A 7,258-nucleotide genomic window follows, 5' to 3' on the forward strand; every position below is an offset into this window, starting at 1 on the left:
TTGGCCAGGTGCCAGGGATAGGCATCATTCGCTTGCGGTTGCGGCGGGATCTTATGCGCCCTTCTCCAAAGGTCGCCCGCTGGCGGCTCGACCTTGATGACGTCGGCGCCAAAATCGGATAAAATCACGGCGGCACTCGGACCCGCGATGAAGCTCGCCAAGTCCACGACCTTCAAGCCAGTAAAGATATTGTCGTCAGCCATTCTTATCTCCTATGCTCGCTATACACGACGATCCGTCGCCGGGCGGCGCGTCGCGGTGAGACGTCTAGCGTCCGCGGAATTGCGGGATTCGTTTTTCAAGGAAGGCCGATGTGCCTTCCTGCTTGTCTTCCGTCGCGGCGCAGAGGCCGAAATAGGACGCTTCAAGCAGTAAGCCCTCGCTCTGGCTCATCTCCATTCCCTTGTTCGCTGCACCCAGCGCGAATTTGATGGCAAGCGGCGCGTTGGAAGCGATCTGCTTGAGAATTGTTTCGGCACGATTGATGAGATCGGCGGTCGGAACGACTTCGTTGACGAGTCCGATGCGATAGGCCTCCTGAGCGGTAATCATCTCGCCCGAGAGAATGAGTTGCAGGGCGCGACCCTTGCCGACTATCCGTGGCAGGCGTTGCGTTCCACCGCCTCCTGGAACAAGTCCCAATTTGACTTCGGGCTGACCGAAATTTGCACTCTCCACGGCGATCCTGATAGTGCAAGCCATCGCGGTCTCGCAGCCTCCGCCGAGCGCAAAGCCGTTGATGGCCGCAACGACCGGCTTGCCGAGGTTCTCGATAAGATCGAGAACCTCCTGTCCGAAGCGGCTTGACTGTTCTGCCTGCAAGGCAGTGACGTGCGCGAGTTCGCTGACGTCAGCGCCGGCAATGAACGCTTTGTCGCCTGCTCCGGTGAGGATGACGCCCCGCACGGCTTCGTCATCGCGAGCGTCCTCGAACGCCGCTCGCAGGTCCGCCCATGTCGGTGTATTAAGAGCATTGAGCACCTTCGGACGATTGAGGGTCACATACGCAATGCCCTTCATCTTCTCGTACAAGACATTCTGAAGCGTTAGAGTAGTTGTTGGTCGCTTCTCGGTTGCCGGCGAACTCATTTGGATCGTCTCCTGTTCTGTCGGTGAGGCCATGCTCGGACCGGAGAAAACACAAAGCGCGTCAGACGAAAGCGCTAAATCCGGTGACGGCTTTGCCGACGATCAGATTCTGCATCTGGAACGTGCCTTCGAAGGAGTAGAGCGCCTCGGCGTCCGCGAAGAAGCGAGCGACGTTGTGGTCGACGACAATGCCGTTAGCGCCGAACAGTTCGCGGGCCCACGCAACGGTCTCGCGCATTCTCGCCGTGCTGAATGCCTTGGCGAGGGCCGCATGGTGGTCCAGCATCTTGCCTTCATCGTCCATATGCGCGAGGCGAAGCATCAGGCACTGGCAGGCCGTCACGTTACCAAGCATCTTGGCGATGAGGTCTTGCACCATCTGAAACGAAGCGATCGGCTTTCCGAATTGTTCCCGCTGTTGAGTGTAGGAAAGCGCATTTTCATAGGCGCCTGCCTGGCAACCCGTCGCCATCCACCCGACAGCGTAACGCGTCATGCGGAGTACCCGCGCGGTGTCACGGAACGATTTGCCCTCTTGCAGGCGGTTCTCTTCCGATACCCGACAATCCTTCAGCGTGATCAGGCCGTTCTGGACGACCTTGAGCGCGATCTTGTGCTCGATCTTCTCGACGCTGAAGCCGGGCGTCGACTTGTTCTCGACGATAAATCCCTTGACCTGATTGTCGGCGACATCGCGCGCCCAGATAATCGACACATCGCACCATGTCGAGTTTCCAATCCACTTCTTCTGGCCGTTAAGGACCCAGGTGTCGCCCTCGCGTTTCGCCGTCGTTGTCAAGCCGCCGCCCGTTCCGGAGCCCACCGTTGGCTCGGTGAGGCCGAAACAGCCTATCTTTTCCATCCGCGCCATCGGCGGCAGCCACTTCTGCTTCTGCTCTTCCGATCCGGCGATATGTATCGAGCCCATCGCCAAGCCATCATGGACGCCGTAAAACGTGGCGAACGACGGGTCGATGCGCGCCAGCTCCATTGCGACGAAGCCGAACAGTTTTTGGCTACCACCTTTGCAGCCATAGCCCGAAAGACCGAGGCCGCCGATGTTCAGCGCCTTAAGCCCGGGCAACAATTCGAAAGGAAAGGCGTCCTCGGCCCAGTATTTGTTGATGACCGGCGCGACCTTGGATTCCATGAACGCGCGAACCTCTTTGACGACCGCGAGTTCCTCGGTGCTCAATGCCTCGACGAGTTGGTAGAAGTCGCTGTTCGGGGACGGAAGTTTTTTCGATTGCGCAATCTCTGTTCTTGCTTGTGTGGTCGGCATTTCGGTCTTCCTTTGCCTAGGTTTGCGCCTGAAACACGCTGGCAGTGACCCTGTTCAGCAATCAGTAGGGCAAGCCGATTATTTGTGCTTGTCAGTACGTGAGTTCCGGCTACGGCGACTTTCGTTCGGATTGGCGGCAGATGCGATCGGGTTTGCCGATGCTCTGAAAAATAATATAGATCGCCGAATTTCGCGGACTCGTCAGAAACTGTGGGATTTCGTCAGAGACATCGATAAATTGATGGATGCCAGATCTCTTGCGAACGCGCACCAACACCATCGAAGGAGAAGACTGGCGGAAGCGAGCGGGTGTCCAGGCGCGATAAGTGTCAGCGGTTCTGTAAATCGTCATAGAGGTTCGCGCATCCGTCAACGGCCCAACCACACGTGGCGCCCGATTATTGTTAGGGGAGACGCTTCGCGTCGACGATCTAACGCTGCATCTGCATCAGTCGGTTCATCGGCATCATGGCATGGTTGAGATTCGCCATGATGATCATCGATCCAAATACGACGAGGCCGACGACAAATATCCCGAATGCAAGCGCCAGGAAATTATTGGTCTGATCCGGCGCGCTGGAGATGTGAAGAAAAAAGACAAGGTGAACGCCCATTTGGGCAATGGCGAGCACGCCGAGCAGGATCGGCACCCCGGGGCCATAGATGAGTTGCGTCGACGACGCCCAGAACGATGCCAGCGTAAGGATCGTCGCGAACCCGGCTCCAATCAGGTAGCTGCGCAGGCCGCCACCGCTGTGTTCGCTGATGCCAGGTGCCTCGCCCTGCGCGTCGTAATGATCGTTCATCAAGAAGCTCCCAGATAAACAATGGTGAACACGCCGATCCAGACAATGTCTAACGCGTGCCAGAACAGGCTGAAACAGAATAGTCTCCGCCTCACCATCGGTCTGAAGCCCAGCGTCATGATTTGGACCATCATGACTAGTAGCCAGAAGAGACCGATGTTGACGTGCAGCCCGTGCGTGCCGACCAGTGTGAAGAACGCCGACAGGAACGCGCTGCGCGATGGGCCGGCACCTGCCGTAAGCATGGCGCTGAACTCCGACGCCTCGGATGTCAGAAATGCTGCGCCCAGAATGAAGGTTGCGGCCATCCACACGAAGGTCCATTGCCTATCGCGGCGCTGTACTGCCAACGAACCAAGGCCACACGTGAAGCTCGACGCCAGTAGACACGCGGTCTCAAGCAGAACATGCCCCTTGTCGAACAATTCGTTGCCGTTCGGGCCGCCAGCGGTCTCACCGGACAGCACTGCATAGGCAGCGAAAAGCGCCGCGAAGATTATGATGTCGGAAAGCAAGAACAGCCAGAAGCCAAAGCCAACCACGACGCTGGTTGGGGCAGGCCCCTGCATTGAGAGGGGAATTTCGGGAGAACTGCCAAACGCTTGATGCGCCACGTTCATGCGGCGACCTCCCTCGCGACGAGAGCTTTCTCAGCCATGGCTATCTCTTCCGCCGAGATTTCGATTTCGCCGTTGGTGCGCCAAGCCTGCACCAGTCCGACGGTTACTTCACCGAGCAGTCCCGCAATAGCCATCAACCAGATGTGCCAGATCAGCGCGAAGCCGAGTACAACCGCGAAGAAAGCCACGAGGAAGCCGGTTGGATTATTGCGCGGCATATGAATAGGCTGATAGGCGTCCCCGGCGGCGTTCGAGCGCGTTCCGCTACTGACCTGCTTCATCGCCCAATAGACGTCCGTGCCCTCCACCTGCGGCAAGAGCCCAAAATTCCACGGCGGCGGCGGCGACGGGATCGACCATTCCAGGGTACGGCCATTCCAGGGGTCGCCGGTCAAGTCACGGCGTTGATCGCGTGTCCGGATGCTGACGACGAGCTGGACCACCGTCAGCGCGATACCGAAGAGGATCAGGACCGCGCCTGCCAACGCCACCAGCATCAGCGGTTGCCAACCCATCTCGGGATAATGCTGCATCCGCCGTGTCGCGCCCATTAAACCGAGCACATACAGCGGCATGAAGGCGAGATAGAAGCCGATAAACCAGCACCAGAAGATCGCTTTGCCCAACCGTTCGTCGAGCGTGAAGCCAAAGGCCTTGGGGAACCAATAAGTATAACCGGCCAGAACTCCGAACACGACACCGCCGATCGCGACGTTGTGGAAATGCGCGACCAGGAACAGGCTGTTGTGAAGAACGAAATCGGCTGGCGGGATAGCCATCAGCACCCCGGTCATGCCTCCGATCACGAACGTCACCATGAAGCCGAGCGCCCAGTAGACCGGGACAGTGAAGCGAATGCGGCCGCCGTAGAGCGTGAACAACCAGTTAAACACCTTCACACCGGTCGGCACAGCGATGATCATCGTCATGATGCCGAAGAACGCGTTGACGTTGGCGCCGGCGCCCATAGTGAAGAAGTGGTGCAGCCACACCATAAAGGAGAGGACGCAGATCACCATCGTCGCGAGCACCATCGAACGATAGCCGAACAGCGGCTTGCCGGAGAAGGTAGCAACGACTTCCGAGAATACGCCGAACGCGGGCAGGATCAGGATGTAAACCTCGGGATGACCCCAAGCCCAGATGAGATTGATGTACATCATCGGGTTCCCGCCAGCGTCGTTTGTGAAGAAATGGAAGTCGAGATAGCGGTCAAGCAGCAGCATTGCAAAAGTGGCCGTCAGGATCGGAAAGGCTGCGACTATGAGCAGATTCGAGGCTAGTGCGGTCCAGCAGAAGATCGGCATCCGGGTATACCCCATTCCCGGCGCACGTAATTTGAGGATAGTGGTTGTGAGATTGATGCCGGACAGCAGGGTACCCAAACCGGAGATCTGCAGCGACCACAAATAGTAGTCGACGCCGACGCCCGGCGAATAGGCGATCTCGCTGAGTGGCGGATAGGCGAGCCAACCGGTGCGGGCAAACTCGCCGACCACCAACGACATGTTGACGAGGAGCACTCCGGCCGCAGTGAGCCAGAAGCTGACGGAGTTCAGCACCGGAAACGCGACGTCGCGGACACCGAGCTGCAAGGGCAACGCGAAATTCATCAACCCGACGACGAAGGGCATGGCCACGAAGAAAATCATGATTGTCCCGTGGGCGGAAAAGATCTGATTGTAGTGTTCCGGCGGCAAAAATCCCTGCGCGCCGCCGGCCGCTAAGGCGAGCTGGGAACGCATCATGATTGCATCTGCGAAGCCACGTACCAGCATGACCAGAGCAAGAAGCACATACATCACGCCAATGCGCTTGTGGTCGACGCTGGTGATCCATTCGCGCCAAAGATACGGCCACCAGCCTTTCACGGTAATGAGTCCGAGTAGACCGACAATCGCCAAGCCGACTGTCCCGGATGCAATCATCACGATCGGCTGGTCGAAGGGAATCGCTGCCCATGTCAGCTTGCCCAGCATGTTACTTCTCCAGATGTGACGAGGAGTCTTCGACCACGCGACCCGACGAAACGGCCTCGAAAAGGTCTGGTGCAACGTAGGCATAGGTCTCGGGTCGGTCGGCCTTGCTCGGGCGAACGAGTGTGGCGAAGGCTGCAGCGTTGAGCGCGCTGCCCCGGGTCTTTACAGTCTTCGCCCATGCCTCGAACTGGTCGGCGGGAACGGCCAACAACTCGAAGCGCATGTCAGAGAACCCCTCGCCGCTGAACTGCGCCGAAAGGCCGCTATAGGAGCCAGCCCGGTCAGCTTGCAGGTTGAGCCGGGTTGTCATCCCCGGCATCGTATATATCTGGCTGCCGAGCTGCGGCACGAAGAAGCTGTTCATCACGCTTGCCGAAGTCAGGCGGAAGCGGAGCGGCACGCCGGCGGGCACAACGAGATGGTTGAGGCTTGCGATACCTTCGGCCGGATAGATGAACAACCATTTCCAGTCGAGAGAGATGACCTCGACATCGACCGGCGCAATGGCCGACTCTATTGTTTTGGGAGGGTCGAGTTCGTGCGAACCGACCCAGGCGATGCCGCCGAGAAACAGGACGACAAGAGCCGGGATCGACCAGACGATCATCTCGATGCTGCCGGAATATTCCCAGTCAGGCAGATATTTTGCCCGCGTGTTGTCGGCACGAAACCAATAGGCGAATACCGCCGTTAGTAGAATTACGGGCACCACCACGGCGAGCATGATCGCCGTTGCATTGTACAGTATGACGCGCTCGGCCTTCCCGACCGGCCCCTGCGGATCCAAAACGCCTTCGCCACAAGATGCGAGTAGGACACTGGCTGCCGCGAGGGTCATGCTGCGCTCGATTATCCTGCTAACACTACCGCTTGCTCGCAATGCTCGTTCCTTCCGCTAAGACGGCAACGTCGAACGGCGTAGCAGTCGACCTGGCGATGACGCCGTCGCCGCCATTACCGCTCATCAGGCGCGAGGCCTTTGCTGGGATGGGCGATCTCTAGGGCTGCTACAAATTTTCATCCCAACGTGGCTGGTAGTCCGATTGCAGATAATCGTGAACCACCTTTCCCGGCTGAAGCACGATGCCGCTGTAGGTATGGTCACCGACACGACTTCCTGAACGGATAGGGCAGCTACGGTCATCGTGGAAACTCCGTTGGTCATGCTCCCGGAATGGTCGGTTAGAGCTGTCGCGCAGAAAAACATCCTCCCGACATCCCCGACTAGGAGACGACGGGGGCAACTGTCCCCTCACTGATGCTCTCAAAATTATAGACGGACTATGTTCGCGGACTCGTCAGAAACTGCGGGATTTCGTCAGAGACGCCGAAAAACTGATATGTGCTATCAAGTGCATCGCGAACGCAAGCGCGCGTCTTGCGCGCGAAGAGCGTCAGCCGTTCTGGAAATCATCATACGGCTTCCCACACTTGCCATTCCGTCGGCGTAAGGCCCGTTTCTCTCCTGAACGCAACACCGAA

Annotated in this window: 7 protein-coding genes; all 7 read right to left on the minus strand. The window is 58.2% G+C overall.

The annotated features are described in order from the left end of the window. Positions 1-203 (minus strand): CoA transferase (locus tag ABR948_RS26645; RefSeq protein ID WP_428123732.1); only part of this gene is annotated, 203 nt, incomplete at its 3' end. A 64-nt stretch (positions 204-267) separates the two neighbouring features. Beyond that, positions 268-1,089, minus strand: a complete 822-nt coding sequence (locus ABR948_RS26650; protein ID WP_428123734.1) for an enoyl-CoA hydratase-related protein — start codon at positions 1,087-1,089, stop codon at positions 268-270. 61 nt (positions 1,090-1,150) lie between these two features. After that, entirely contained in the window at positions 1,151-2,371 is a 1,221-nt protein-coding gene (locus ABR948_RS26655) for an acyl-CoA dehydrogenase family protein (RefSeq protein WP_428123736.1), read from the minus strand. Between the two features lie 431 nt (positions 2,372-2,802). After that, on the minus strand, positions 2,803-3,177 hold the full coding sequence (gene cyoD / locus ABR948_RS26660; RefSeq protein ID WP_428123738.1) for a cytochrome o ubiquinol oxidase subunit IV: 375 nt from the start codon (positions 3,175-3,177) through the stop codon (positions 2,803-2,805). Beyond that, positions 3,177-3,797 (minus strand): cytochrome o ubiquinol oxidase subunit III, encoded by a 621-nt coding sequence (gene cyoC / locus ABR948_RS26665; protein ID WP_428123741.1) that lies wholly within the window; start codon positions 3,795-3,797, stop codon positions 3,177-3,179. Before cyoC ends, cyoD begins: the two co-directional genes overlap by 1 nt. Beyond that, positions 3,794-5,776: a cytochrome o ubiquinol oxidase subunit I gene (gene cyoB / locus ABR948_RS26670; protein WP_428123744.1), complete on the minus strand. Its 1,983-nt coding sequence runs from the start codon at positions 5,774-5,776 to the stop codon at positions 3,794-3,796. The genes cyoC and cyoB overlap by 4 nt, the downstream gene beginning before the upstream one ends. A gap of 1 nt (position 5,777) precedes the next feature. Then, the gene (cyoA, locus tag ABR948_RS26675) at positions 5,778-6,614 is read right to left on the minus strand and encodes a ubiquinol oxidase subunit II (RefSeq protein WP_428123746.1); all 837 of its coding nucleotides are present in this window, start codon (positions 6,612-6,614) and stop codon (positions 5,778-5,780) included. Positions 6,615-7,258: the final 644 nt, after the last annotated feature.

The sequence above is a fragment of the Bradyrhizobium sp. genome (assembly GCF_050014615.1).
Classification (GTDB): Bacteria; Pseudomonadota; Alphaproteobacteria; order Rhizobiales; family Xanthobacteraceae; genus Bradyrhizobium.